The organism is Streptomyces bauhiniae, from assembly GCF_004784475.1.
Lineage (GTDB): Bacteria > Actinomycetota > Actinomycetes > Streptomycetales > Streptomycetaceae > Streptomyces > Streptomyces seoulensis.
In genome coordinates this window covers 350,966-374,840 of the sequence record NZ_SRRT01000005.1, presented here as the reverse complement: position 1 = coordinate 374,840, position 23,875 = coordinate 350,966, and the positions used below count along the sequence as shown (strand labels likewise).

The 23,875-nt window shown below is 71.7% G+C and carries 24 protein-coding genes; 16 read left to right on the top strand and 8 right to left on the bottom strand.

Annotated features, from left to right (window positions below; genetic code table 11):
- Nucleotides 1–5: 5 nt before the first annotated feature.
- Genes E5083_RS18595 through E5083_RS18580 form a run of 4 tightly spaced genes read right to left on the bottom strand, consistent with a single transcriptional unit; the run spans nt 6 to nt 2,728 of the window.
- Nucleotides 6–845 carry a class-II aminoacyl-tRNA synthetase family protein gene (locus E5083_RS18595; protein ID WP_135786813.1) on the bottom strand — a complete coding sequence of 280 codons (840 nt, stop codon included), beginning with the start codon at nt 843–845 and terminating at the stop codon, nt 6–8.
- Nucleotides 845–1,093, bottom strand: coding sequence for an acyl carrier protein (locus tag E5083_RS18590; RefSeq protein WP_135786812.1), 249 nt, complete (start codon nt 1,091–1,093; stop codon nt 845–847). The genes E5083_RS18595 and E5083_RS18590 overlap by 1 nt, the downstream gene beginning before the upstream one ends.
- Nucleotides 1,090–1,968, bottom strand: coding sequence for a diiron oxygenase (locus E5083_RS18585; RefSeq protein ID WP_031180457.1), 879 nt, complete (start codon nt 1,966–1,968; stop codon nt 1,090–1,092). Before E5083_RS18585 ends, E5083_RS18590 begins: the two co-directional genes overlap by 4 nt.
- Before the next feature lie 49 nt (nt 1,969–2,017).
- Nucleotides 2,018–2,728, bottom strand: coding sequence for a class I SAM-dependent methyltransferase (locus tag E5083_RS18580; protein ID WP_031180458.1), 711 nt, complete (start codon nt 2,726–2,728; stop codon nt 2,018–2,020).
- Nucleotides 2,729–3,109: 381 nt separating this feature from the next.
- Here E5083_RS18580 and E5083_RS18575 point away from each other — a divergent pair, with 381 nt between their 5' ends.
- From E5083_RS18575 to E5083_RS18520, 12 genes are all read left to right on the top strand, one after another.
- Nucleotides 3,110–4,306 carry an acyl-CoA dehydrogenase family protein gene (locus E5083_RS18575; RefSeq protein ID WP_208754085.1) on the top strand — a complete coding sequence of 399 codons (1,197 nt, stop codon included), beginning with the start codon at nt 3,110–3,112 and terminating at the stop codon, nt 4,304–4,306.
- Nucleotides 4,307–4,420: 114 nt separating this feature from the next.
- Nucleotides 4,421–4,882: a PhzA/PhzB family protein gene (locus E5083_RS18570; protein WP_208754084.1), complete on the top strand. Its 462-nt coding sequence runs from the start codon at nt 4,421–4,423 to the stop codon at nt 4,880–4,882.
- 50 nt (nt 4,883–4,932) lie between these two features.
- Nucleotides 4,933–6,114, top strand: a complete 1,182-nt coding sequence (locus tag E5083_RS18565; protein WP_244317554.1) for a 3-deoxy-7-phosphoheptulonate synthase — start codon at nt 4,933–4,935, stop codon at nt 6,112–6,114.
- A 56-nt stretch (nt 6,115–6,170) separates the two neighbouring features.
- On the top strand, nt 6,171–6,794 hold the full coding sequence (locus E5083_RS18560; RefSeq protein WP_135786810.1) for an isochorismatase family protein: 624 nt from the start codon (nt 6,171–6,173) through the stop codon (nt 6,792–6,794).
- Nucleotides 6,791–8,692 carry an anthranilate synthase family protein gene (locus E5083_RS18555; protein ID WP_135786809.1) on the top strand — a complete coding sequence of 634 codons (1,902 nt, stop codon included), beginning with the start codon at nt 6,791–6,793 and terminating at the stop codon, nt 8,690–8,692. Before E5083_RS18560 ends, E5083_RS18555 begins: the two co-directional genes overlap by 4 nt.
- The gene (locus E5083_RS18550) at nt 8,689–9,015 is read left to right on the top strand and encodes a hypothetical protein (RefSeq protein ID WP_135786808.1); all 327 of its coding nucleotides are present in this window, start codon (nt 8,689–8,691) and stop codon (nt 9,013–9,015) included. The genes E5083_RS18555 and E5083_RS18550 overlap by 4 nt, the downstream gene beginning before the upstream one ends.
- A complete protein-coding gene (locus tag E5083_RS18545) occupies nt 9,015–9,848 on the top strand; it encodes a PhzF family phenazine biosynthesis protein (protein ID WP_135786807.1) in 834 nt (277 codons plus the stop codon). Before E5083_RS18550 ends, E5083_RS18545 begins: the two co-directional genes overlap by 1 nt.
- Before the next feature lie 24 nt (nt 9,849–9,872).
- Nucleotides 9,873–10,511, top strand: coding sequence for a phenazine biosynthesis FMN-dependent oxidase PhzG (gene phzG, locus E5083_RS18540; RefSeq protein WP_135786806.1), 639 nt, complete (start codon nt 9,873–9,875; stop codon nt 10,509–10,511).
- Between the two features lie 29 nt (nt 10,512–10,540).
- Nucleotides 10,541–10,924: a VOC family protein gene (locus E5083_RS18535; RefSeq protein WP_135786805.1), complete on the top strand. Its 384-nt coding sequence runs from the start codon at nt 10,541–10,543 to the stop codon at nt 10,922–10,924.
- A gap of 21 nt (nt 10,925–10,945) precedes the next feature.
- Nucleotides 10,946–12,055: a phenylacetate--CoA ligase family protein gene (locus E5083_RS18530; protein WP_135786804.1), complete on the top strand. Its 1,110-nt coding sequence runs from the start codon at nt 10,946–10,948 to the stop codon at nt 12,053–12,055.
- Complete coding sequence (locus tag E5083_RS18525; protein ID WP_135786803.1) at nt 12,055–13,446, top strand: aldehyde dehydrogenase family protein; 1,392 nt, start codon at nt 12,055–12,057, stop codon at nt 13,444–13,446. Before E5083_RS18530 ends, E5083_RS18525 begins: the two co-directional genes overlap by 1 nt.
- A 58-nt stretch (nt 13,447–13,504) precedes the next feature.
- On the top strand, nt 13,505–14,329 hold the full coding sequence (locus E5083_RS18520) for a class I SAM-dependent methyltransferase (protein WP_135786802.1): 825 nt from the start codon (nt 13,505–13,507) through the stop codon (nt 14,327–14,329).
- A 57-nt stretch (nt 14,330–14,386) separates the two neighbouring features.
- On the opposite strand, the gene E5083_RS18515 is transcribed toward E5083_RS18520, so the two are convergent.
- From E5083_RS18515 to E5083_RS18500, 4 genes are all read right to left on the bottom strand, one after another.
- Nucleotides 14,387–15,013, bottom strand: coding sequence for a pyridoxamine 5'-phosphate oxidase family protein (locus E5083_RS18515; protein ID WP_135786801.1), 627 nt, complete (start codon nt 15,011–15,013; stop codon nt 14,387–14,389).
- A gap of 146 nt (nt 15,014–15,159) precedes the next feature.
- On the bottom strand, nt 15,160–16,272 hold the full coding sequence (locus tag E5083_RS18510) for an amidase domain-containing protein (protein WP_135787045.1): 1,113 nt from the start codon (nt 16,270–16,272) through the stop codon (nt 15,160–15,162).
- A 196-nt stretch (nt 16,273–16,468) separates the two neighbouring features.
- Nucleotides 16,469–17,743, bottom strand: coding sequence for a polysaccharide deacetylase family protein (locus tag E5083_RS18505; protein ID WP_135786800.1), 1,275 nt, complete (start codon nt 17,741–17,743; stop codon nt 16,469–16,471).
- A gap of 70 nt (nt 17,744–17,813) precedes the next feature.
- On the bottom strand, nt 17,814–19,976 hold the full coding sequence (locus E5083_RS18500; RefSeq protein ID WP_208754098.1) for a transglycosylase domain-containing protein: 2,163 nt from the start codon (nt 19,974–19,976) through the stop codon (nt 17,814–17,816).
- A 509-nt stretch (nt 19,977–20,485) separates the two neighbouring features.
- Here E5083_RS18500 and E5083_RS18495 point away from each other — a divergent pair.
- From E5083_RS18495 to E5083_RS18480, 4 genes are all read left to right on the top strand, one after another.
- Entirely contained in the window at nt 20,486–21,274 is a 789-nt protein-coding gene (locus tag E5083_RS18495; RefSeq protein WP_135786799.1) for an SAM-dependent methyltransferase, read from the top strand.
- Between the two features lie 132 nt (nt 21,275–21,406).
- Complete coding sequence (locus tag E5083_RS18490) at nt 21,407–21,970, top strand: MSMEG_1061 family FMN-dependent PPOX-type flavoprotein (RefSeq protein ID WP_135786798.1); 564 nt, start codon at nt 21,407–21,409, stop codon at nt 21,968–21,970.
- Nucleotides 21,971–22,035: 65 nt separating this feature from the next.
- Nucleotides 22,036–22,899, top strand: a complete 864-nt coding sequence (locus E5083_RS18485) for an ABC transporter ATP-binding protein (protein ID WP_135786797.1) — start codon at nt 22,036–22,038, stop codon at nt 22,897–22,899.
- Nucleotides 22,896–23,873: an ABC transporter substrate-binding protein gene (locus E5083_RS18480; RefSeq protein ID WP_135786796.1), complete on the top strand. Its 978-nt coding sequence runs from the start codon at nt 22,896–22,898 to the stop codon at nt 23,871–23,873. The genes E5083_RS18485 and E5083_RS18480 overlap by 4 nt, the downstream gene beginning before the upstream one ends.
- Nucleotides 23,874–23,875 lie beyond the last annotated feature (2 nt).

Genomic DNA, 23,875 nt, shown 5'->3' with positions numbered 1-23,875 from the left:
GGGGCTCAGACGGCTTCGAGGACCGCCTCGGCGGCGGACCGGGCGTCACCGAACCGGGTGGTCAGCGCGTGCACCCACCGCTCCAGGCCGAAGGCCAGGCAACTGGTGGAGGCGGGCGCGCCGTCGGGCAGGGAGATCGCGCAGCGCTCCCCGAAGAAGTTGCGGTGGTAGTTCACCGACCCGATGGCCAGGCCGTCCACCACGAACTCCTCCTTCACCGGGAAGAGCCGCTGCATCGTGGCCCGTGATCCGGTGCGGTCGAAGAACGGGTCGGTGGCGACCTCGGTGCTCATCTTCAGGCCCAGCCGGTCGGCGAGGCCCAGCACCTGCTCCTTGGCCCGCTTCAGGTGCTCGGTGGCGCCCTCGGGCGAGCCGACGAACACGATCTCGCGCATGCTGAAGCCGAGCAGCCTGCGCAGGCCCTCGTAGCGCGTCTCGTTGCGGAAACAGGTGGCGACCGTGGTGAACCGGTTCTCCGTCGCCGGAAGCGCCTGGTCCTTCAGGTCGAAATAGACCGAGTAACACGCGGCCGAAGGCAGGGCCAGGGCCGCGTCGTTGAGGACGGACGCGGGCAGCTCCGTCAGCGGGCTCGCGGCACCGGCGCGCAGCTCCCCGAGCCGGGCCGGGTCGGCCGCGACGGCGGCCAGGCCCAGGTGCGGGAAGTTCTCGTAGTAGTCGATGGACTCCAGGTCCGCCGGCCGCAGCAGGAACGGGTAGCGCCGCTCCGCCGCCTCCCACTCGTGCGCCCAGGACAGCACCAGCGAGTCGAACGCGCGCAGCAGCCGCAGCTCGTCCGGGCCGAGGACGCCGAGGCCGTTGTCCGTCGTCCCCGTGGCGGTGCCCATCAGTGGGCCGCCGCGCCGTGCAGGAAGCGCTTGTCGATGGCGCGCAGGGTGCGGAAGTCCTCGACGTCGATCTCCTCGGGGTCGATGGTCTCCCCGCTCAGCTCCTCCAGCAGGTAGAGGAACTCGACGAACGCCAGCGAGTCCACCGCGCGGCGGTCGATCAGGTCGTCGTCCAGCTTCAGCTCGCCCACCTCGGGGTTGCGCTGGTGGATGAAGGTGAGGATCTTGGTCAGCTTGTCGTCGCTCATGCCGATGCTCCCTGGACCTGAAGGCCGTTGCGGGCGAGGAACTTGCGGGTGCGGTTGAGGATCGCGGTGTGCGCGGCGTGCCGGGCCGGGTGCTCCAGCAGGCGGCGGCGCAGCTCGAGGGGCTGGTCGAGCCCGGCGTCGCGGTACACGGCCGGGTTGTACAGGCTGCGGACGCTGTACTCGAGGTACGTCTCCAGGTAGTTGGCCAGCACCGGGATGTCCTCCGGGCGGGTCTCCTTGACCTGGTCCAGCAACTGGGTGAACAGGTGCCGCCCGAAGGCGACATGACGGCTCTCGTCCTGGTGGTGGACCCGGTTGATCTCCTGCGCGATGGGCGGCAGCGAATCGTCCGTCGCCATCCGGGCGTTGAAGTAGTCGACCAGCTCCTCGAAGATCAGGATGCGGGCGAAGATGACCAGTTCGGTCGCCGCGTCGCCCACCCCCTCGATCCGGCCCGGACCGACCTGCGGCACCGCCGGGTACACCTTGCCGCCGTACTTCAGGCAGAAGGTCCCGAAGAACCACATGTGCTCGTTCTCCTCACCGATGAAGTGGTGGAGGAACTCCGAGGCGTCGGCGTAGGTCTTGGTGTGGATGCGGAGCACGACCTCGCTGAGCAGCTCGCGGATGCCGTGCACGTTGAGGCTGAAGAAGTTCACCGCCTCGAACCGGGTCAGGGCGAGCTGCTGCTCCCGCGTCAGCTTCCCCCACTCCTCGGTGCCGGCGAGCGTGACCAGGTCCTCGCTCATCCACGGCCGGTCGGTGCCGAGGGACTCGGGCCAGTCGAAGATCGTGTACGGGTTGTAGTAGTCGGACTCCGCCATCGCTTCCAGCCGGGCCAGATCCAGCTTCACGGGTTTGACGGTCGTCGGCATCGGCAGACCTTCTTTCGGGGAACGTTGCTCTGCGGCGGACGCGCGCGGGTCAGGCGCGCTCGGCCAGGACGGACCAGACCGGGAGCTGGGTGCGTCCCGCCTCGTCGATCTCCACCTGGACGCCGGTCTTCTCCAGGAAGGTGCGGGTGGCCTCGGCCACGCCCCAGTAGACGGACCGGGTCAGCTCCGTCACCGTCCAGCCGGCCCCGGTCAGCACCTCGCGCACCGTCTCCTCGGAGACGGACAGCGGCTCGGGCATCCCGCCCGGCACCGCCGCGAAGCACAGCATGTCCAGCCAGGCGCCGGGCCGGGCGGCCCGGCCGAGCGCGGCGGCGTACCGGCGGCGCCCGTCCGCGTCGAGCGTGTGGAACAGCGCGCTGTCCAGGACGGTGTCGAAGCGGCCCTCGTAACCGGCCAGGCTGGTGGCGTCGGCGACGGCGAACTCGATGTCCGCGCCGCCCTCCTGCTTCGCCGCGCGCTCCCTGGCCCGCTCGATCGCCGTGGAGGCGGCGTCGACGGCGGTGACCCGGTAGCCGCGGGCGGCCAGGAACACGGCGTTGTCACCCAGACCACAGCCCGCGTCCAGCACCTCGCCGCGAATTCGTCCGCGGCGCTCGAATTCAAGCACACCGGGCTGCGGTTCACCGATGTCCCAGGGGACCCGGGTGATCCCGGCGTCACCCAGCAGTTCACCTCCGCGATATACGGCGTTGAAGTCGGCGGTCCCGTAATCGTAGGACTTCTGGGCGCTATTGCTCATGCCAGTCTCCTGAGGAATAGATCCGGCGTCCGGCCCTGTCGAACCAAAGGGATTACCACAGCCGCCGACGCCCGCGTAAGGCGCACCGACGCGCTCCGGCGCCCGTTCAACCGAGGAGATTCCACGGTTGAACGCCCGCTCCCAGGTGGCCGGGTGGATGGAAAGAGCGTATTCCGCTTTTCCCGGCCGCGCGTGCCCCGGAGCGACCGGTAAGCGGAACGAAAAGTTTCGTATCCGGCGCGGCGAATTCAACGGGGGTGGCTGTGCCGAACCGGCCCACGTACGATGCCGGGGCGGCCGGAGGAATCGGACCGCCAATCGTCCGGAGCGCCACCCGCACCGGGGCTCTCTGCGTCCCGAAAATCCGGAAGGAAAAAGAAATTGCGCGGTTCAGGAAATGACCTCGACGCGCGTGCCGCGGAGCTGGTGAACCAGGCCGCCGGCCTCCGTGAGGAACTCTTCAAACGCGCCGCCGACAGCGACCGCGACCGGCGGCTGCCCGACGAGGTCATGGCCCGCGTCACCGGCGCCGGACTGACCCGGCTGCTGGTGCCCGAGAGCAACGGCGGCCACGAGACCTCGATCCGCACCCTGCTGGAGGTCTGTACCGAGCTGGGCCGCGGCTGCGTCTCCGCCGCCTGGGTCACCGGCGTGCTCAACGTCGGCAACTTCGTCGTCTCCCTCTTCCCCGAGCGCACCCGCGCCGAGGTCTGGGACGACGACCCCGACGCCCGTACCGCCCTCATCCTCGGCGCCCCCGTGCGCACCGTGGAACCGGTGGACGGCGGGGTCCGGGTCAGCGGTGAATGGCCGTACGCCTCCGGCTCGTTGCACGCGGAGTGGATCGGCGGACTGCTGCTCGCCGACACCGGCACCGGACTCCAGCCGCACTTCGCGCTGATGCCGGCCGCCGACATCACCGTCCGCGACACCTGGCACTTCGTCGGGATGCGCGGCACCGGCAGCAACACGGTCGTCGCCGAGAAGGTGTTCGTGCCCGCGCACCGGCTGCTGCCCTACAAGCCCCTGATCGACGGCGAGAGCGACGGCCTGGTGCCGGCCGACCGCCGCTACCGGAACAGCCTGACCGGCGTCTTCATGGTCGGCCTGATCGGCTCGCTGCTCGGCGGCGCCGACACCGCCCTGAGCTACGCCCTGGAACACGCCGGGACCCGGCGCGTGGCCGGGACCACCTTCGCCAGCCAGGCCGAGTCGCCCACCGCCCGGCTCGCCCTCGCGGCCGCCGCCACCCGGCTGGACACCGCCCACCTGCACGCCCGCCGCCTCGCCGACAGCGTCGACGAGCACGCGCTGGCGGGCGAGAACCCCGACCTGCTCACCCGGGCCCGCGCCCGCATGGACGCCACCCAGGTCGTCCAGCAGTGCCGCCAGGCCGTCGACGACATCGTCACCCTCTACGGCTCCTCCGCCCTGGACGAGTCCAACCCCCTCCAGCGGCTCTGGCGCGACGTCCACACCGGCAGCCGGCACGCCGGCTTCGGCATGGGCGTCCCCGAGCAGGTCTACGGCAGCGCCCTGGTCGGCCAGGACCCGCGCGCCATCAGCATGCTGGTCTGACGGCCCGTACCACCACCGCGAACTCCCCTTCGTTCCGATGTGCTCCAGGCCCGCCCGCCCCCTACGGCGCGGCAGCGGCCCTTCGCCTCCCCGTGACGGAAAGCGAGATCAGACATGTCCGACGAGCACGAGATCCGCGAACAGAACCGCGCCATCGTCGCCCAGTACATGAACACCCGCGGCCAGGACCGCCTCGAGCGCCACCTGCTGTTCACCGAGGACGGCACCGGCGGCCTGTGGACCACCGAGACCGGCGAGCCCATCGTCATCAGCGGCCGCGACCGCCTCGGCGAGCACGCCGTCTGGTCGCTCAAGTGCTTCCCCGACTGGGCCTGGATCAACGTCGAGATCTTCGACACCCAGGACCCCGACCGGTTCTGGGTGGAGTGCGACGGCGAGGGCCAGATCCTCTTCCCCGGCTACGAGCCCGGCCTCTACCGCAACCACTTCCTGCACTCCTTCACCTTCGAGAACGGGAAGATCAAGCAGCAGCGCGAGTTCATGAACCCCTGCCAGCAGTTCCGGGCCCTCGGTATCGACGTCCCCGCGGTCCGCCGCGACGGAATCCCGACCTGACGCCGGCCGGCCGGCCCCCGGTCCCCACCCCGAACCCGCAAGAGGAAGCCGTGCGCCCCTCCCTCCAGTCCCTCCAGGACATCCACGCCTCACTCGCCCTGCAGCAGCCCCAGTGGGACGACGCCCGCCCGGTCGAGCGGGTGCGCGCCACCCTCCGCACCTGTCCGCCCCTGGTCACCGCCGACGCCGCCGAAGCGCTGCGTCATCTGCTCGCCGACGTCGCCGCCGGCCGGGCCCTGCTGCTCCAGGCGGGGGACTGCGCCGAGGACCCGGCCGAGTCCACCCCCCGGCACGTGCGCCGCAAGACCGACCTGCTCGACCACCTCGCGGAGACGGCCGGCGCGATCACCGGCAAGCCCGTGCTGCGCGTCGGCCGGATCGCCGGACAGTTCGCCAAACCCCGCTCCAAGCCCGTGGAGCAGGTCGGCGGCACCACCCTGCCCGTCTTCCGCGGCCACATGGTCAACGCCCCCGAGGCCGACCCGGTCAGCCGCCGCGCCGACCCCGAGCGCATCCTCACCTGCCACCAGGCCGCCCAGGAGATCGTCCGCGAACTGGCCGACGTCAACGCCGGCCGGCCGCCCGCCGAACAGGTGTGGACCAGCCACGAGGCCCTGCTGCTCGACTACGAACTGCCCATGCTGCGCCAGGACGGCACCCGCCCCTACCTGGGCTCCACGCACCTGCCGTGGATCGGGGAGCGCACCCGCCAGCCCGAGGGCGCCCATGTGCGGCTGCTCGCCGAGGTGCTGAACCCGGTCGCCTGCAAGATCGGCTCCGGTACGACCACCGAGGACGTCACCGCCCTGGCCGCCCGTCTCGACCCGCACCGCGAACCCGGCCGGCTGGTGCTGGTCGCCCGCATGGGCACCGACTTCGTGGCCAGCAGGCTGCCCCCGCTGGTGGAGGCCGTACGGGCCGCCGGGCACCCGGCGATCTGGCTGTGCGACCCCATGCACGGCAACACCATCACCAGCCCCGCCGGGCACAAGACCCGCCTGGTGGACGCGATGCTCGCCGAGATCGAGGGCTTCGGCACGGCCCTGGCCGAGAGCGGCGGCGTCAACGGCGGCCTCCACCTGGAGACCACCCCGGACGACGTCACCGAGTGCGCCGCAGACGTCTCCCAGCTCGGCAGCGTGGGGGACCGGCACACCACGTTCTGCGACCCCCGGCTCAACCCCGACCAGGCGCTGCGCATGGTCACCGGCTGGGCGCACACCCTGCGCTGAGCCTTTGCCGTGCCCCGGCAGGCCCGTATCCCTCCCGCCCCGAAAGGAGCCGACTGGTGGTCGGCATACCCCGTATCGCGCCCTACGCCCTGCCGGCGGCGGACAGCCTCCCGGCGAACACGGCCCACTGGACGCCGGACCCGCAGCGGGCCACGCTGCTGATCCACGACATGCAGCACTTCTTCCTGCGGTCCGTCCCCGACCCGCTGCGCTCCGAACTCGTCGACAACGCCGCCCGGTTGCGCAAACGCGCCGTGAGCCTCGCGGTGCCGGTGGCCTACACCGCGCAGCCGGGCGGCATGACCGACGAGGACCGGGGGCTGCTCAAGGACTTCTGGGGTCCGGGCATGCGCACCGCCCCCGAGGACCGCGAGGTGGTGCCCGAACTCGCCCCCGACCCCGGCGACTGGGTGCTCACCAAGTACCGCTACAGCGCCTTCCACCGCTCCGGCCTGCTGCGCCGGCTGCGCGCCGCCGGGCGCGACCAGCTCGTGCTCTGCGGGGTCTACGCCCACATCGGCGTGCTCGCCACGGCCGTCGAGGCGTTCACCAACGACATCCAGGTCTTCCTCGCCGCCGACGCCGTCGCCGACTTCTCCGAGGAGCGGCACCGCCTCGCCCTGGACTACGTGGCCGAGCGCTGCGGGGTGGTCCTGCCCAGCGCGGAGGTGTTCCGGTGAGCCCGCCCAGCGACCTCCTGGACCGCCTGCTCGCCGCCCCCGGCGACCACGACTTCGCCCTGCTGCACCGGCCGGAGAGCGGCACCCCCGGCACCGTCGACGTCCTGCTGGGCGAGGTCTCCCACCCGGCCACGCTCGCCGGACTGCCGCTGCCGGAGGGCACGGACACGCCGGGCCACGAGACCCTCGTCCTGGTGCCCTACCGCCAGCTCGCCGAACGGGACTTCGCCGCCCCCGACGACGGCTCGCCCCTGATCGCGCTCACCGTCACCGAGCAGGCCGAGCTGCCCCTCGACGGCGTGCTGGAGCGGCTGCCCGACACCCCGGTCGGCATGAGCGGCCACCGCTTCGACCTGTCCGACGACGAGTACGCCGAGAAGGTGCGGCGGGTCGTCGCGGACGAGATCGGCACCGGCGAGGGCGCCAACTTCGTGCTGCGCCGCACCCTGCTCGCCGACCTCGACGGCTACACCCCGCACACCGCGCTGGCCGTCTTCCGCCGGCTGACCTCGGTCGAGCACAGCGCCTACTGGACCTTCGTCATCCACGTCGGCGGGCGGGCCTTCGTCGGCGCCACCCCGGAACGGCACATCTCGGTACGGGACGGCCACGCCGTGATGAACCCCATCAGCGGCACCTACCGCTACCCGCCCGGCGGCGCCGACCTGGCCGGTCTCACCGCGTTCCTCGAGGACCGCAAGGAGACCGACGAGCTGTACATGGTGCTGGACGAGGAACTGAAGATGATGTCCCGCGTCTGCGAACCCGGCGTCCGCGTCACCGGACCCCGGCTCAAGGAGATGGCCCGGCTCGCCCACACCGAGTACTTCATCGAGGGCCGTACCCGCCGCGACCTGCGCGACATCCTCCGCGAGACCCTGTTCGCGCCCACCGTCACCGGCAGCCCGGTGGAGAGCGCGGCCCGCGTCATCCAGCGCCACGAGCCCCAGGGACGCGGCTACTACAGCGGGGTCGCCGCGCTGATCAGCCGCGAACCCGGCGGCGGGCGTTCGCTGGACTCCGCCATCCTGATCCGCACCGCCGACATCGCCGCCGACGGCAAGCTGCGGCTCGCGGTCGGCGCCACCCTCGTACGCCACTCCTCGCCGCGCGCGGAGGCCGCCGAGACCCGCGCCAAGGCGGCCGGGCTGCTGCACGCCCTGGGCGGCGCGGCCGGCCCCGACGTGCCCCCGGTGCCGACGGCCCGCTTCGGGGACAGGCCCGAGGTCCAGGAGGCGCTGCGCGGCCGGAACGCCGACATCGCCGACTTCTGGCTCGCGGCCACGCCCCCGGGCGCCCTCCGGGTGCCCGAGCTGAAGGGGCTGAAGATCCTGGTGGTGGACGCCGAGGACGCCTTCACCTCGATGATCGTCCAGCAGCTCGAAGCGCTCGGCCCGACCGCCGAGGTGCTGCGCTACGACCGGCTGCACGGCCGGCTCGACGGGTTCGACGCGGTCGTGATGGGCCCCGGCCCCGGCGACCCGCAGGACACCGCCGACCCGAAGATCGCCGCGCTGGACGCGGCCGTGGCCCAACTGCTGCGCGCCCGGCTGCCGTTCCTCGCGGTCTGCCTCAGCCACCAGGTGCTCAGCCGCCGCCTCGGCCTCCCGCTGATCCGGCGCGCGGAACCCAACCAGGGCCTGCAGCGCGCCATCGACCTGTTCGGACGGCGCGAACGCGTCGGCTACTACAACACGTTCGCCGCCGTCAGCCCCGCCGACCACCACCACGTACCCGGCACCGGCGAGGTCGCGGTCAGCCGGGACCCGGAGACCGGCGAGGTCGACGCGCTGCGCGGACCCCACTTCGCCTCCTTCCAGTTCCACGCCGAGTCCGTGCTCACCGTCGACGGACCCCGGCTGCTCGGGGACGCCCTGCGGGGGGTGCTCGCCCGATGAGGCTGGAGATCGCCTGGTGGGACCTGGACGACTCGCCCCAGAGCATCCACACCCTCAACGCCCACCTGTCGGAGGGGGTGACCGGCGACTGGGCCGAGGTGCCGGGCCTGAAGGTGAAGTACTGGGTCGCGGACCCGGCGCACAACCGCTGGGGCGCCGTCATGGTGTGGGAGACCGACCGGCCCGCCGGCCACCCGCTGCCGCCCAACCGCGCCGCCGACCTGATCGGCCGCCCCCCGGACCACCGCATGGGCTTCGCCGTAGAAGCCCTCGCCGACCCCGCCGCCCTCCCGGTTCCCCAGGTCACCAAGGAGCCCCGCTGATGCACGAGTACCTGCTCGTGGACGCCTTCTCCCGCAAGCCGCTGTACGGCAACCCGGTCGCCGTCTTCCTGGACGCCGGCGACCTCTCGGCCGAGACGATGCAGCGGATCGCGCGGGAGATGAACCTCTCCGAGACCACCTTCGTCCACCCGGCCCGCGACGGCGGCGACGCGCGCATCCGCATCTTCACCCCGGTCAACGAACTGCCCTTCGCCGGACACCCGTTGCTCGGCACGGCGGTCGCGCTGGGCGAGGTGCTCAAGCGGGACCGGCTGCGGCTGGAGACCGCCATGGGCGCCATCCCCGTCGAACTCGGGGACGACGACGGCGCGGTGACCGTCCGCATGCGGCAGCCGCACCCGGTCTGGGAGCCGTACGAGCACGCGGGGGAGTTGCTGGAGGCGCTCGGTGTCACCGGGACCGTCGCGCCGGTGGAGATCTACCGCAACGGGCCCCGGCACGTCTTCGTCGGGCTGGAGAGCGTCGCCGCGCTCTCCGCGCTCACCCCCGACCACCGCGCCCTCACCCGCTTCCCCGACATGGCGGCCAACTGCTTCGCCGGGGAGGGCGCGCACTGGCGGACCCGGATGTTCTCCCCGGCCTACGGCGTCGTCGAGGACGCGGCGACCGGATCGGCGGCGGGCCCCCTCGCCATCCACCTCGCCCGCCATGGCCTCGCCCGCTACGGGCAGCCGCTGGAGATCCTCCAGGGCGTGGAGATGGGCCGCCCCTCGCTGATGCTCGCCACCGCCGAGGGCACCGGGGAGCACATCACCTCCGTCCAGGTCGGCGGCCACGGCGTCCCGGTGGGGCGCGGAACCCTCTACGTCTAGGCCCCGACTCAAGGAAGGCACGGCATGAACAGCAGCAAGTTCGAGAGCCTCACCGGCCGCACCGACCGCGGCTTCCCGGAGTACGACGACCCGCCGGCGGAGCCCCTGGGCCTGGTCCGGGACTGGCTCGCCCAGGCCGTCGAGCAGGGGGTGCGCGAGCCCCGGGCGCTCGCCCTGGCCACCGCCGACAAGCGCGGCCGCGCCTCCACCCGGGTCGTGGTCTTCGGCGGCATCGACGACGAGGGCCTGCTGTTCACCACCCACAGCACCAGCCGCAAGAGCCGGGACATCGAGGAGACCGGCTGGGCGTCCGGGCTGCTCTACTGGCGCGAGACCGCCCAGCAGATCAGCATCGGCGGCCCGGCCGTCCCCATCGGGGAGGCCGAGGCGGACGCCCTCTGGCACGCGCGGCCCGTCCCGCTGCACGCCATGTCCGCCGCGTCCCAGCAGAGCGAGCCCCTCACCGACCCCGACGCGCTGCGCGCCGCCGCCGAGTCCCTCGCCGCCACCGGCGCCGCCCTGGACCGCCCCGCCCGGTTCACCGGCTACCGGCTGGTCCCGCACGAGGTGGAGTTCTGGTCGGCCCGCTCTGACCGGATGCACCACCGGCTGCGCTACGAACGCGACGGCGCCGACTGGCGCGTCACCCGGCTCCAGCCATGACCGCCCCCGACGACAGGAGCCGCCCCGCCATGCAGGAACGCGCCTTCCCCCTGGTCTTCGCCGAGCGCGTCCCGGCGACCGCCGCCTTCTACGAACGGCTCGGCTTCACCCGGCTGCGGCAGAACCCGCCCGAGGGCGAGCCCACGTACATCGCCCTCGCCCGCGGCACCGCGGAGCTGGCCGTGGTCTCCGCCGACTGGCCCGCCACCCGGTACGGCCGGCCGCTGGGCACCGGGGTCCGGTTCGAGATGTTCGTCCTCGTCGACGACCTGGACACCCTGCTGAAGGAACTCGCCGGGGCCGGCGTCCCCTTGCTGCGCGACCCCGTGGAGATGCCCTGGGGCGAGCGGATCGCCTACGTCACCGACCCCGACGGCAACCCCGTCGCCCTCGCCGCCGGACCCCACTCCTGACCACCTGACCTGGGACGCGCCATGACGCTGGACATCGCCGAGACCGACCGCATCCTCGAACCGCCGCACGGCACCCGCCCCGACCCGGACGCCTTCGTGCAGGCCGCCATGGCCTGGCACTTCGACCCGGACACCGGATCGCCGTTCTGGCTCAAGCGGGCCACCGCCTTCGACTTCGACCCCCGCCGCGACATCCGCACCCACGCCGACCTCGCCCGCTTCCCCAACGTCGCCGCCGAACTCCGGCACGTCCCCGCCGCCGACCTCGTCCCGCGCGGCTACGGCGACCGCCCCGACGTGATCGGGGTCTACGAGAGCGGCGGCACCACCGGCGCCCCCAAGCGCGTGGTGCTGCTGCGGGACTGGCTGGAGCGCACCCTGCACTGGAGCAACGAGGCGCTCGACGCGCACGGCTTCCCGCGCGGCGCCGACTGGCTCGGCCTGGTGCCCGGCGGCCCGCACATCGTCGGCGAGTACTTCCAGCGCTCCGCGGCGACCCACGGCCGGTACGGGTTCCGCGTCGACCTCGACCCGCGCTGGGTCAAGCGGACCATCGCCGAGGGCCGGGGACCCGAGGCGGGCGCCTACGCCGAGCACGTGATCGACCAGGCCGCCGAGGTGCTGCGCACCCAGGACATCGGGGTCATGACCATCACCCCGCCTCTGCTGGAGCGGCTGGCCCGCCGGGACGACCTGGTCGACCTCGTCAACGACAAGGTCCGCGCGATCCGCTGGGGCGGCACCCAGATGGACGCCGACTCCCGTCACCTGTACCGCACCGAGGTCTTCCCCGACACCGTCCTCAGCGGCAACTACGGCAGCACGATGATCCTCGGCTTCGCGGGGGAGCGGCCGGGCCTCCCGGACGACGGGCCCTGCGTCTTCGACACCCTCGACCCCTGGGTCACCTTCGGCGTGGTCGACCCCGAGACCGGCCGGCCCGTCCCCTACGGGGAGCGGGGACGGGTGGTCGCCCACCACGTCAGCAAGTCCTTCCTGCTGCCCAACAACCTAGAACGCGACCTGGCCACCCGCGTCCGGCCGCCCGAGGGCGGGATCGGGGACTCCGTCGCCGACATCGCGCCGGTCGGCACCTTCGAGAACGAGACGGTCATCGAGGGGGTCTACTGATGCCGGCCGTGACGGAAGAGGAGGGGCTGCCCCAGCTCGACGCGCTCGGGCCGAGGGGCCCGTACCGCGCCCGCAACCGGCTCACGGTCACCGATGTCTCCGGCACGCCGGTCGCCCAACTCAGCCTGGTACCGGGGGTGTTCCTGCACCGCGCGCTGACCGCGCTGCGCCGCGCCGAGCCGCCGGCGCCCGATCGGCGGGCCGCCGTACTGGCCCGTGCGGCCGAGCTGTTCACCACCGGCCGGGTGGGCGGGCTGACCGTCGCCGAGCACGAGCACCTCGTCAGCCGGGTCGGCGGAGTGCCCCTGGGGGTCGTGCGCACCGCGACCCGCGCCATCGGGGAGCGCCTGGCGGCCGCGTACGACAGCGCGCGGCGGGCCCGGCCGGTGGACGCCCGTGACGACTGGCGGGACCCGCTCACCCGCGCCGGGCGCGCGGTGTGGACCCGGCGCGGCGAGGTGTTCGCGGTGAACGCGGCCGGGAACCACCCCGGTACCCACAGCCTCTGGCCCGAGGCGCTGGCGCTCGGCTTCCGGGTCGCCGTCCGCCCCTCGCGCCGGGAGCCCTTCACCCCGTACCGTCTGATCACCGCGCTGCGGGAGGCCGGGCTCGGGCCGGACCAGGTGGCGTTCCTGCCCACCGGGCACGAGCTGGCCGACGAGCTGCTGCGCGGCGCCGACCTCGGCATGGTGTACGGCGGCGACGACGCGGTCCGGCGCCACCGGACCGACCCGGCGGTGCTGACCCAGGGGCCCGGCCGGTCCAAGATCCTCGTCACCGCCGAGGTGGACTGGCGCGAGCACCTGGACACCATCGTCGACTCCGTCAGCCACCACGGCGGCACGGGCTGCGTCAATGCCACCGCCGTCCTCGTGGAGGGCGACCCGGCTCCGCTGTGCGCGGCTCTCGCCGAACGGCTCGGCGCGCTGCCCGCGCTCGCGCCGGAGGACGACAAGGCCGTACTGCCCGTCCAACCCGTCGCCACGGCACGGGCGTTCGGCGCCCACCTGGCCAACCGGGCTGCGGGCACCCGGCCCTGGCTGGGCGCGGAGGGGGTGGTGGCCGAACTCGGGGACGGCAGCGCCGCGTTGCGGCCCGCCGTGCATCAAGCCGACCGGCCCGACGCGGCCCTGCTCGGCGTCGAACTGCCCTTCCCCTGCGTCTGGGTGGCGCCCTGGACCCCCGAGGCCGGCACGGCCGTCCTGCGGGACAGCCTCGTCGTCACCGCGCTGACCACACGGGAGGAGCTGATCGACCGGCTGCTGGAGGAGCCCACCATCGGCAACGTCTACGTCGGCGACACCCCCACCTACCGCATCGCGCCCGGCCTGCCGCACGACGGCTTCCTCGGCGACTTCCTGATGCGCACCAAGGCGGTCATCCGCACCTGAGCCCGCCTCTCAACTTCCCTGCTGGACAAGAGAACTTGCCGAAAGGACCACCACACCCATGCACGCCGTTTCGTACACCGCACAGTGGATGGCCGCCGCCCGCGCCCTGGAGTCCGAGCGCGAGGACGCCCTCTACGTCGACCCGCTGGCCCGCGACCTCGCCGAGCCCAAGGGGTTCGAGCTGATCGACCGCTATGTCGGCGGCGGACTGCTGCCGTTCATCTCCATCCGCACCCGCTTCTTGGACGACGCGATCCGCGACCTGCTCGCGGACGGCTCGATAGGCCAGGTCGTGCTGATCGCCGCAGGCATGGACACCCGCGCCTTCCGGCTCGACTGGCCCGACGACGTCGACGTCTACGAGGTCGACCACGGCCCGCTCATCACCGAGAAGCGGCGCCGCCTCGACGCGCTGGGCGCCAAGCCCTCCGTCAAGCGCCGCGAGGTGTCCGCGGACCTGACCAAGGAGTGGCTGCCCGACCTGGAGGCGGCCGGCTTCGACCGGACGCGGCCCACGCTGTGGGTCGCCGAGGCGCTGACCTTCTTCCTCACCGAGGAGCAGGCCGGCGGGCTGCTGCGCCTGCTGGCCTCCGCCTCCGCGCCCGGCAGCCACCTGGCCTTCGACATCCTCGGCCGGACCCTGCTGCGCAGCCCGTTCTCCAAGCCGTTCCTCGACCGGCTCGCGGAGGACGGCACGCCGTGGATCTTCGGCACCGACGAGCCGGAGCCGTTCCTTCAGGCGAACGGCTGGGAGGTCGAGTCGCTGAAGGAGCCGGGCCAGCCCGGCGCGGGCGAGGGGCGCTGGCCGTACGACGTCCAGCCGCGCGGGCGCCGGTTCGCCAACCGGCTGTGGCTGATCCGGGCGCGGCTCGCCGGGCAGTGACGCCGGGTCCCTGAGCACGTGGCTGCCGGAACCCCGCCGGAGGGGTTCCGGCGCCGCTCAGTCCCGCGCCTGGAGCCGCTCCCGCAGCTCCAGGTTCTCCTCCGCCAGCATCCGCAGCCGCTCCCGGACCGGCTCCAGTGCCTCGGCCAGCTCCGGCTCCGAGTAGCGCGGGGTGATGTGCTTGGGGCAGTTCCAGAACAGGCCCTCCACCCGGATCAGCATGAGCTGCTCCAGCGGGCCGTCGGTGCGCAGGTCGGACAACTGCTCGTGCAGCTCCGGGAATTCGGCCGGATCACGGGTCTCCGCCCGGCCGAAGATCTTCAACCGGGTGGGGTTGGCGTAGTCCATGAAGAACAGCGAGACCCGGTCGTCGGAGCGGAGGTTGCCCGCGGTGATGTACTGCCGGTTGCCGCGCACCTCCACCCAGGCCAGCGTGCCGCTGTCCAGCACATGCACGAAGCCCGGCGGGCCGCCCCGGAACTGCACGTACGGCCACCCGTCCTCCCCGGTGCTGGCCAGGTAGAACCCGTCACGTGCCTGGATGAAGTCCGCCTCGTCCGGCCCCAGCCGGTCCGGCTCCTCGGTGTCCCGCGCCAGCAGCCGCGCCATCGCCTGCGCACTGCCCCGCTCCTCCTGCACACCCCGCACATTCTTGGTGAACGCCAGCCGCGCATACCGGCTCATCCAGGCCCCCTGAGGTCACACCCGCCAAATCCCGGTCGACGGCCGACTGTATCCACGCCCCGCCACGCGGCAAAGGACCACCGTCGTCCCCACGCGCGAAGACCCCCGCCCGGCGGGTTGCCGGGCGGGGGTCCTCGGTCACCTCATCAGGTGCGGTAGGCGTAGAACGCCGCCGTCGGGTAGGACGCGACGAGGCTGGCCACCGACCGGTTGTAGGTGTTGGTGGAGTGGTACGTCACGTAGGGCACGCCCTGGGCGTCGCGCTTGGTGACGATCATCGTGTGGTCCTTGGACCCGTCCTTGTTGAAGTCCATCTGGATGACATCGCCGATGTCCGCCTGGTAGACATTCGCAAGGCTCGTGACCCGCTTCGAGGACAGCGCGAACCAGGAGAACTCGTTCACACCCACGAAGGAGTCCGACTGGATGTCGGCGGTGCCGAACCACTTGTGGAAGTCGTTCGTGTAACCGGGAACGTGCTTCCAGCCACCCGCCTTCAGCGCCTGGCTGACGAAGTTGGTGCAGTCACCACCGGCGCCGGCCCCGTTGAAGTCCGGGTACTCGGTGTTGTACTTGCTCCAGTACTTCGTCGCGTACGCGACCATGGCCTTGTAGTCGTAGCCGGTGCCCGTGAGGGTCTTCGGCTTCGCCGGAGCCGGCCGGGTGGTGGCCGCGCGGGGCGCGTCCGGCGGGCTGTCGTCCGCCTTCACCTCGACCTTGGCCACCTCGGGCTTCGCCACCTGGTTCACCGCGAGGTAACCCTCGTCGGTGTCCTTGATGCGCGTGAGCTGCCAGTTGCCACCGCGGTCCGCCTGGAAGGTCAGCTCGTGGTGCGCCTGGAACCCCGTGGTGGGGGGCTCGTTGCCCGTGACCTTCTTGTAGGTCAGCGACGTGGTCTCGGTGACGGCCACCGTGGCACGCCGTCCCTTGACCTGCGTGGCGTCCAGCTTCACGCTGGTGCTGCCCGCGCTGTACTGCTCGCCCAGCGCGGCCAGCCGGCTCTTGCGGCCGCGCAACTGGCTGAGCGCCGAGTCCTCCTGGCGCGACTGCGTGCCGGACAGGCGCACATCGCCGGAGAAACCGGAGGTCCGCTGCTTGCGGCTCTCCGAAGCACCGCCCACCAGGGCCTGGGTGCGGTCGGTGAAGACCGCGTCCGCCAGCTTCTGGAAGGTCGCCTTGGTCGCCGTGTCGACGGTCGGGTCGTCGGTGACCGCCGCGCCCGCGCTCCAGTTCGGCAGCAGGGCGACGCCCGCCACCACGGAGGCGGCCGCCGCCGAGATTATGGTGGCGCGGCTCCGCTTACGGCTCAATTTTCTTGACTTCAATGATGTTCCCCTCTACGCCGGTACACAGACCGGGACTCCGGTGACAGAGACCGGGCGAACGCATCTTCGCATGCCGTGTGCGGCAGGTGTGAAGACGGGATGCACAAGTGGAACCAGACTGTTTCACAGGTCACTTGACGACCGATGACCAGTCGGGCGACTGGGCCGGGTCCAGGGTGCGCAGCCGCGCCAGCGTCTGCGGTGTCTGGACGTCCATCCAGTCGGCCAGTTCCTTGAAGGACACGCACTTCACGCCCTTCTTGGTGCACACGTTCTTGACCACCTGGTCGATGGCCCGCATGTAGATGCCGCCGTTCCAGTCCTCGAAGTGGTTGCCGATGAACAGCGGCGCCCGGCTCCCGTAGTACACCCGGTTGAAACCGGCCATGTACGAATCGACCGTCTGCTGCTCCCACTTGGGGAACTCGGCCGGGTCGCCCTGCGTCTCGCCGTCCGACTGGTTGTACAGGAAGTTGAAGTCCATGGACAGGCCCTGGTACTTGCCGGACTCGTAGGGGAGCATCTGGAGCGGGAAGTCCCAGATGCCGTTCTTCTTCTCCGGCCAGATCTGGAAGTCGCCCGCCGAACTGGCGTCGTAGCGCCAGCCGTAGCTCTTGATGGCCTTCAGCAGGTTCTTCTGGCCCTCCAGACAGGGCGCCCGGCCGCCGGTGACCTCCTTCTTGAAGTCGAAGGGCAGCGGGTCGATGTCCTTGTAGCCGGTGTTGGTCTTCCAGTGCTCCACGAACGAGAAGAACTGGTCGATCTCGCTCTTCCATTCCTCCACGCTCCAGTCGCCGCCGCCCTTGGCGCCGCAGAAGTGGCCGTTGAAGTGGGTGCCGATCTCGTTGCCGTCCTCGTACGCCTCGCGCAACTGCTCCACGGTCTCGCGGATGTGCTCGTCGGTGGCGTAGTCGATGGCGGCGGCGCCGGGGGAGTGCTGCGGCGGGTGGTAGAGGTCCTTCTTCGCCTTCGGCAGCAGATAGATGCCGGTGAGGAAGAACGTCATATGGGCGTTGTACTGCTTGGCAAGTTGACGGTAGTGCGAGAAGAGATGGTCGCTGCCCTCCAGCCCGCCGTCCCAGGAGAAGACGACGAACTGGGGCGGTTTCTCACCGGGCTTGAGCCGTACGGGCTTCAACGTGCCCTGCTGTGGCCCGGTGTAGGACGTGGAGCCGTCCCCGAGCACCTTGGTCTTCCCGTCCCACTCCGGCTCCGCGGACGCGCCGGGGTCCTTGGCGGGGGAGACCGCGGAGGCGATGTCGTCCTCGTGGTTGAGCAGCAGATACCCCGTGACCGTGGAGACGAGCACGAGCAGCACGGCCAGCGCGAGGACGGCGGGGCGCGTGACGCGGCCGCCCTCGGGGTTGCGTGCCTTGCGACGGCGGCCTGTGCTCGACGACTTCATACGGATCGATCTCCGGGGCGGGTTGCGGGTTGAGGAGCCGGGAAGGGGTGGGCCGGACGGCGGCGCGGGCTCAGCCGACGCCCACGGCCTGCGACCAGATTCCGAACGGCACGCTGTTCTCACGGGTGCCGGCCAGACCGTCCAGCGGCAGCGGTTCCAGGCTCTTGCCCAGGTCGATGCGGTAGACGACGATCGCGGTCGAGACCGACTTGAGGGTGCCCGTGTACCAGAGCGCGGTGTCCTTGTCGGTGGTCCCGTCCTTTCCGGCGGCCGGGGTGGTCGCCGCGGGGGTGGGGTGGAAGGCGCGGAAGTTGTCCGCGAGGGCCTCGCTGACCTGCTGGGCGACCTCGGGACGTACCGCCCGGCGCCGGTCGGGCGCGTCCAGGCGCACACCGGCGCCGTTGCGGGTGACCCGGCGCACCGAGTACGGCTCGGTGTGGCTGCCGTCCGCCGCGAAGGTGGCGTAGCCGCTGGCCATGCGGATCGTGCTGGGCGTGGAGGTGCCGAGCGACAGGTCGGGCGTCGCCGGGCCGAAGCTGGAGGACAGGAGACCGGCCGCCTGCGCGGTGGCCTTCACCTTCTCCAGGCCGGTGTCCATGCCGAGCTGCATGAACGGCGTGTTCACCGAGCGGGCGAGCGCCTGGCGCAGGGAGATCGGCCCGTAGGAGCGCTTGCCGTCGTTGTGCGCGGCGACCTTCTTGCCGCTGCGGTCCCAGTAGGGGCCCTCGGGGGTGGTGACGGGCACCGCGTCGTCGCCGTTGTACACCGACTCCGGGGTGACCGGGGTGGCCGGGCCCTCGCGGGTCTTGTGCACGCCGTTCTCCAGGCCCGCCGCGTAGACGAAGGGTGTGAAGGCCGAACCGGCGGGCACGGTAGTGGCGTTGGACTCGTTGTAGCCCTGTTTACGGTGGTCGGGGCCGCCGTACACGGCGACGATCCGGCCGTCGGTGGCGACCGAGGCGGCGCCGTAGTGGGCGGTGCGCGCGGCCTTGGGGTCCTTCTTCAGCGCGGCCTCGCGGGCCTTGGTGACCGCGTCGGTCAGCTCGCTCTCCCGCTTGCGGTCGAAGGTGGTGTAGATCTGGTAGCCGCCGAGGTCGAACTCCTTGTCCGACAGATGGGCGTTCTTCCGTGCGTACTGCGACGCCAGCTCCACCAGGTAGTCGCTCTGCTTGCCGGTGTCGTAGATCTGCAGCGTCTTGGTCGGCTCGGGGAACTTGGTGTACTTGGCGCGCTCGGCCGGGGAGAGCTTGCCGATCTTGACCATGCGGTCGAGAATCCACGACCACCGCTCCACCGCCCGGCGGTGGTTGGCCGCGCTGAGCGTGGGGTCGTACAGTCCGGCGCCCTTGAGCAGCGAGGCGAGCATGGCGGCCTCGCTGGGGTTCAGCTTGCTGACGTCCTTGCCGTAGTACGCCTGGGACGCGCGCTGGATGCCGTAGGTGCCGCGGCCGAACCAGCTCGTGTTGAGGTAGCCCTCGAGGATCTTGTCCTTGCTCATCCGGTTGTCGAGCTTGAGGGCGATCATCGCCTCGGTGAGCTTGCGGCCGAGGTTCTGGTCCTGGTTGAGGTAGACGTTCTTGACGTACTGCTGGGTGATCGTGGAGCCGCCCTCGGTGTCACCCTGGCCGACCGTGCGCCACAGGGCGCGGGTGATGCCCTTGGCGGAGATGCCGGGGTCGGAGTAGAAGCTCTCGTTCTCCGCTGCCAGCACCGCCCAGCGGACGCCCTCCGGGATGTCCTTGAGCGGCATCGCCTGCCGGCGCACCCAGCCGGTCCGGGCCATCGGGGTGCCGTCGGACCAGAAGTAGACGTTGTCCTGCTGGGTGGCGTAGGAGTTGAGGTTGGTGGGGACGTCGGTCGCCGCGTAGGCCACGGTCAGGCAGAGGCCGGTCAGGCCCATGAGGGCGAACCAGCCCGCGAGCCACTGGCGCCAGGACGGTATCCAGCGCCGCCAGTCCTCCCGGCCCGGACGCGGGTACTCCGGGCGCAGCTTGCGGACGTACGGCGCGGCGAGCGCGGCGTAGGGGGCGAGCCTGGCGGTGACGGGGGCGAGGAGGCGGCGGAGTACGGCGAGGACGGTCAGCAGCGGGGCGAGGAAGCGGGAAGGGCGGGGGGCGCCGGACTGCTCGGTGGCCTTCGGCCCGGGCTTCGGCGCGGGGCGGGTGCCGTCCAGGGCGAGGATCTTGAGCTGCATCGTCTCGTCGGGGCGGACGGTGCCGACCCGGAGCTGCATGGTGGCCTCGGGCTCGAACGCGGCCGGGTCCGGGGTGTTTTCGGCCTCCTGCCGGTCCGGCTCCTGGGCACGGCGTCCCCACGCCCGTTTCGGCGCCGCGCGCCGGCCCCGCCCACGCCGGACCCCCTCGGCGCCGCCGGCGCCGTCAGCGGCACCCGTGGCGTCATCGGCGTCCGCCCCCCGCCCTGCCTCGGTCACGACAGGTCTCCCTCCCCACTCGGCCTTGCTCGCGTGGGCAGACGGACCGGCCGGAATCGGTGACCATCACGGTGGCACCGATGGCCAATTTGTTACCCCCTGGCCCCGTGTCTGCCCGCGAGCTTCACAAATTATCAGCTAATACTTTCGAAACCTGGAGACCAGGGTCGGTCATGGGTCACACCCGGCCGCGCAGGTGATCGCCGCCGGTCACCCGCCTGGTCAACTCCCGTGCCCCGCATGCAGAATGACGACCACCACTAGATGATCGTCTGTGTTCGCACCGGCCAGAATCATGACGGAGCCCGCCCATGACCACCGGCACCCCCGGCCCCCGGCAGATCGACACCAGCACGGCCCACCCCGCGCGCGTATACGACTGGCTGCTCGGCGGCAAGGACAACTACCCCGTGGACGAGGCGGTGGGGGAGCGGCTGCCCGCCGAGGCGGCCGCCGGCGCCCGGCAGAACCGTGCCTTCATGAACCGCGCGGTCGCCTGGCTCGCCGCGCAGGGCGTCGACCAGTTCCTCGACATCGGCACCGGCATCCCCACCGAGCCGAACCTGCACCAGATCGTCCAGCGGATCGTGCCGACCGCGCGGATCGTCTACACCGACAACGACCCGATCGTGCTGCGGCACGCGGAGGCGCTGCTCGTCGGCCGCCCCGAGGGCGCCACCCAGTACGTGGAGGCCGACGTCCGCGACCCGGCCGCCATCATCAAGAACGCCCGCCAGACGCTCGACTTCGACCGGCCCATCGCCCTGTCCCTGATCGCCCTGATGCACTTCATCAACGACGACCAGGACCCGTACGGGCTCGTCTCCAACCTCCTCGCCACCCTGCCCTCGGGCAGCTACCTGGTCCTCTCGCACGCCTCCTCCGACATCTTCCCGGAGCTGTCCGCCCAGGTCACGGCCGAGTACGCCAAGGGCGGCATCAAGCTCGGCTTCCGCGACCGGGCGGGCGTGGAGCGCTTCTTCGAGGGCCTGGAACTGGTCGAGCCCGGCCTCGTCACGGCCACCGAGTGGTTCAAGGACGGCGACGCCCCGGCGCCCGAGGAGAGCGGTATCTACGCCGGGGTGGCCCGCCTCCCGTAGCAACCCCGCTTAGGTAAGCCGAACCTAACGTCCGATAATGTGTGCCGGGCAATCAGCCGGGCCCGCAGCACGGGTCCGTGTGACACGGCTGCGGGCCGGGCTCTCCGGCGCGCGAGTACCACGGGAGTCGGCTTGTCCCAGATCATCGACGCGACGACGCGCCAGCCGGACGGCGTCGACACCGCCGGCTTCGTGGAACTGGGCTCGCGGGAGGAACTGCGCGAACTCCTGGGCGAGCCGCACCCCATCGTCATCGACAAGGTGCACCGGCACCTCGACGACACCGACCGGGACATCCTCGCCCGTTCGCCCTTCTGCCTCCTGGCCACCTCCGACCGCCAGGGCAACTGCGACGTCTCGCCGCGCGGCGACGGCCCCGGATTCACCCACGTCCTCGGCCCGTCCACGCTGGCCATCCCGGACCGCCCCGGCAACCGGCGGGCCGACAGCTTCCACAACATCCTGGACAACCCGCACGCCGGACTGCTCTACCTGATCCCCGGCGGCACCCGGGTCCTCCGCGTCAACGGCCGCGCCCGCCTGCTCACCGACGCGCCCTTCTTCGACGCCATGGCCGACGGCGGTCCGCGCCCCCTGCTGGCGCTCGTGCTCGACATCGACGAGATCTACCTCCACTGCCCGGCCTCCCTGCGCCGCTCCGGCCTGTGGAAGCCGTCCAGTTGGCCCGAGAGCTGACCTCTGTGGAGATTGCCCCGGTCAGGGGGTGATCAGTCGGGGTAAGGATAGGCTAACCTTCCCTCGTGAGTTCCGGTGAAGAGACAACCCGTACGCGCGGTCATCTGCTGACCGCCCATGACGTGACCGTGGCGTACGACGGAACGGACGTGGTGCACCAGGCGGCCATCACGATCCGGCCCGGCGAGGTCACGGCGCTCGTGGGCCCCAACGGCAGCGGCAAGTCCACCCTGCTGCGCACCGTCGCCCGCCTCCAGTCCCCCCGCACCGCCACGCTCACCCTGGCGGAGCCGGGGGAGGAGACGGTCGACGGACTGGCCCTGACGGCCCGTGAGTTCGCCCGCCGCGTCGCCCTGCTGACCCAGGGACGCCCCACCCCCGGCGGGCTGACCGTGCGCGACGTGGTCGAGTTCGGCCGCTACCCGTACCGCAGCCGCTGGACCCGCGCGGACGCGGGCGGCGCCGACGCCGTACGGCGGGCCCTCGCGCTGACCGACCTGACGGACCTCGCCGACCGGGGAGCCGAACACCTCTCCGGCGGCCAGCTCCAGCGGGTCTGGCTCGCCAGTTGCCTCGCCCAGGACACCGGCGTGCTCCTCCTCGACGAACCCACCACCTACCTCGATCTGCGCTATCAGGTCGAACTCCTCGACCTGATGCGGGACCTGGCGGACGACCACGGCATCGCGGTCGGTGTCGTCCTGCACGACCTGGACCAGGCCGCCGCCGTCGCCGACCGGATCACCCTGCTCCGCGCGGGCCGGATCATCGCCGACGGCGACCCCGAGGACGTCCTCACGGCCGAGCGCCTCACCGCCACCTACGGCATCCGCATCGATGTCGACACCGACCCCCTGACCGGCCGGCTGCGCACCCGCGCCCTCGGCCGCCACCACGCACGCACCGGAAGGCTCAGCACCACCTCATGAGACGCCACCTGATCGCCCTCGCCGCCCTGTCCGCCGGCGCACTCGCCCTCACGGCCTGCGGCACCACCGAACCCGCCGCCTCCGGCAAGGACAAGGGCACCGCCCAGAGCATCACCCTGACCGACGACACCGGCGCCAGGATCAAGCTGGACGGCCCGGCCAAGAAGGTCGTCGGCACCGAGTGGAACGTCGTGGAGAGCCTCGTCACGCTCGGCGTGGACCCGGTCGGCGTCGCCGACGTCAAGGGCTACAAGACCTGGGACACCGCCGCCCCGCTGCGCAACACCCCCAAGGACATCGGCACCCGCGGCGAGCCCAGCATGGACACCATCGCCTCGCTGAGCCCCGACCTCATCGTGGCCACCACCGACCTGCCCGCCGCCGCGGTCAAGCAACTGCGGAAGATAGCCCCGGTGCTGGAGGTCAAGTCGGCGGACGCCGCCGACCAGATCGGCCGGATGAAGAAGACCCTCGACCTCATCGGCAAGGCCACCGGCACTTCCGACCAGGCCGCCAAGGCGGGCGAGGAGTTCGACGCCAAGGTCGCCGAGGCCAGGAAGAAGCTCGCGGGCGCCGGCCGCGCCGGGGACGAGATCGCCTTCGCCGACGGCTACGTCGCCGCCAACCAGGTCTCCCTGCGGGCCTACACCGACGGTTCCCAGCTCGGCACCGTCAACAAGGCCCTCGGCCTGAAGAACGCCTGGAAGCTCAAGGGCGACCCCGCCTACGGCCTCGCCGCCACCGACGTCGAGGGCCTGTCCTCGCTCGGCGCCGACACCCAGTTCGCGTACATCGGCAGCGACAGCGAGGGCGACCCGTTCAAGAAGGAACTCGCCAAGAACGCCGCCTGGAAGGCGCTGCCCTTCGTCAAGAAGGGTGCCGTGCACCGGCTCCCCGACGGCATCTGGATGTTCGGCGGCCCCAAGTCCATGCAGGCGTACATCGACGCCCTCACCGGCGTCCTGACGAAGTAACA

Bases quoted from the DNA above. Each gene is read 5' to 3' on its own strand.
- E5083_RS18595 (WP_135786813.1), bottom strand. From the start codon at position 845: ATGGGCACCGCCACGGGGACGACGGACAACGGCCTCGGCGTCCTCGGC.
- E5083_RS18590 (WP_135786812.1), bottom strand. From the start codon at position 1,093: ATGAGCGACGACAAGCTGACCAAGATCCTCACCTTCATCCACCAGCGC.
- E5083_RS18585 (WP_031180457.1), bottom strand. From the start codon at position 1,968: ATGCCGACGACCGTCAAACCCGTGAAGCTGGATCTGGCCCGGCTGGAA.
- E5083_RS18580 (WP_031180458.1), bottom strand. From the start codon at position 2,728: ATGAGCAATAGCGCCCAGAAGTCCTACGATTACGGGACCGCCGACTTC.
- E5083_RS18570 (WP_208754084.1), top strand. From the start codon at position 4,421: ATGTCCGACGAGCACGAGATCCGCGAACAGAACCGCGCCATCGTCGCC.
- E5083_RS18550 (WP_135786808.1), top strand. From the start codon at position 8,689: ATGAGGCTGGAGATCGCCTGGTGGGACCTGGACGACTCGCCCCAGAGC.
- E5083_RS18545 (WP_135786807.1), top strand. From the start codon at position 9,015: ATGCACGAGTACCTGCTCGTGGACGCCTTCTCCCGCAAGCCGCTGTAC.
- phzG (WP_135786806.1), top strand. From the start codon at position 9,873: ATGAACAGCAGCAAGTTCGAGAGCCTCACCGGCCGCACCGACCGCGGC.
- E5083_RS18535 (WP_135786805.1), top strand. From the start codon at position 10,541: ATGCAGGAACGCGCCTTCCCCCTGGTCTTCGCCGAGCGCGTCCCGGCG.
- E5083_RS18530 (WP_135786804.1), top strand. From the start codon at position 10,946: ATGACGCTGGACATCGCCGAGACCGACCGCATCCTCGAACCGCCGCAC.
- E5083_RS18525 (WP_135786803.1), top strand. From the start codon at position 12,055: ATGCCGGCCGTGACGGAAGAGGAGGGGCTGCCCCAGCTCGACGCGCTC.
- E5083_RS18520 (WP_135786802.1), top strand. From the start codon at position 13,505: ATGCACGCCGTTTCGTACACCGCACAGTGGATGGCCGCCGCCCGCGCC.
- E5083_RS18515 (WP_135786801.1), bottom strand. From the start codon at position 15,013: ATGAGCCGGTATGCGCGGCTGGCGTTCACCAAGAATGTGCGGGGTGTG.
- E5083_RS18505 (WP_135786800.1), bottom strand. From the start codon at position 17,743: ATGAAGTCGTCGAGCACAGGCCGCCGTCGCAAGGCACGCAACCCCGAG.
- E5083_RS18500 (WP_208754098.1), bottom strand. From the start codon at position 19,976: ATGCAGCTCCGGGTCGGCACCGTCCGCCCCGACGAGACGATGCAGCTC.
- E5083_RS18495 (WP_135786799.1), top strand. From the start codon at position 20,486: ATGACCACCGGCACCCCCGGCCCCCGGCAGATCGACACCAGCACGGCC.
- E5083_RS18480 (WP_135786796.1), top strand. From the start codon at position 22,896: ATGAGACGCCACCTGATCGCCCTCGCCGCCCTGTCCGCCGGCGCACTC.